Source organism: Coprococcus sp. ART55/1 (genome assembly GCF_000210595.1).
Lineage (GTDB): Bacteria > Bacillota > Clostridia > Lachnospirales > Lachnospiraceae > Coprococcus > Coprococcus aceti.
The window spans coordinates 1042691-1043858 of the sequence record NC_021018.1; the positions used below are offsets into that span (position 1 = coordinate 1042691).

Below are 1168 nucleotides of genomic sequence, written 5' to 3' on the forward strand. Positions count from 1 at the left end.
CCTGGTCAAGACGTTCAACAATCTTCCCATCATTCGTTGGCCACACATTTGCCGTTCATGATGGAAGAAAGCACGTACCAGTATATGTAACAGAAGATATGGTAGGACATAAGCTCGGTGAGTTCGTAGTTACCAGAACATACAGAGGTCATGGTAAGGACGAAAAGAAGGGTAGAAGATAATATTAGGAATATTTGAAAGGAGGACTTTTCAAAATGGCTAAAGGACATAGATCCCATGACAAGAGACTCAGAAATGAGAACAAAGATACAAGACCATCAGCTAAGGTTTCATACGCAAGAGTATCAGTAACCAAGGCATGTTTTGTGCTTGACGCTATCAGAGGTAAGGATGTTCAGACAGCACTTGCTATCGTAGAATACAACCCAAGATATGGCTCAAGCGTTATAGAGAAGCTTTTGAAGTCTGCTATTGCTAACGCTGAGAACAACAATGGCATGAAGAAGGAGGACCTTTACGTAGCAGAGTGTTACGCTAACAAGGGACCTACAATGAAGAGAGTTCATCCAAGAGCACAGGGTAGAGCATATAGAATCGAGAAGAGAACAAGCCACATCACAATCGTGCTTGACGAGAAATAGGAGGTAAAATATGGGACAGAAAGTTAATCCTCATGGTTTAAGAGTCGGCATTATCAAAGATTGGGATTCAAACTGGTATGCTGACAAGAGAAATGACGAGTTTGCTAAGAACTTAGCAGAAGATCAGATCCTTAGAAAATACTTAAAGACAACTCTTTACAAGTCAAACATCTCAAAGATCGAGATCGAGAGATCAGCAAAGAATGTAAAGATCGTATTATACACAGCTAAGCCTGGAGTAGTAATCGGAAAGGGTGGAGCCGGAATCGAGAAGATCAAGGCTGACGCTCAGAAGTTAACAGATAAGAAGCTCTTTATCGACGTTAAGGAGATCAAGAAGCCGGATGCTGACGCTCAGCTCGTTGCAGAGAACATCGCAGCACAGCTTGAGAATCGTATCGCATTCAGAAAGGCTATGAAGTCTTGCATGGGTAGAACAATGAAGTCAGGCGCACAGGGTATCAAGTGTGCATGTTCAGGTCGTCTTGGCGGTGCTGATATGGCTAGAACAGAGTTCTACAGCGAGGGAACAATTCCTCTTCAGACACTCCGTGCTGATATCGATT

The 1168-nt window shown here is 42.9% G+C and carries 3 protein-coding genes; all 3 read left to right on the forward strand.

Annotated elements, in window-relative coordinates; translation table 11 throughout:
• Positions 1-182, forward strand: a 182-nt coding sequence (gene rpsS / locus CCU_RS04890) for a 30S ribosomal protein S19 (protein ID WP_208896002.1), incomplete at its 5' end; no start/stop codon positions are given.
• A 33-nt stretch (positions 183-215) separates the two neighbouring features.
• Complete coding sequence (gene rplV / locus CCU_RS04895) at positions 216-602, forward strand: 50S ribosomal protein L22 (protein WP_004850120.1); 387 nt, start codon at positions 216-218, stop codon at positions 600-602.
• A gap of 10 nt (positions 603-612) precedes the next feature.
• On the forward strand, positions 613-1168 hold a 556-nt coding region (gene rpsC, locus CCU_RS04900; protein ID WP_208896003.1), incomplete at its 3' end, for a 30S ribosomal protein S3.

What these genes read in the sequence shown, in the direction of transcription:
- rplV (WP_004850120.1), top strand. Translation starts at nt 216, where the DNA reads ATGGCTAAAGGACATAGATCCCATGACAAGAGACTCAGAAATGAGAAC.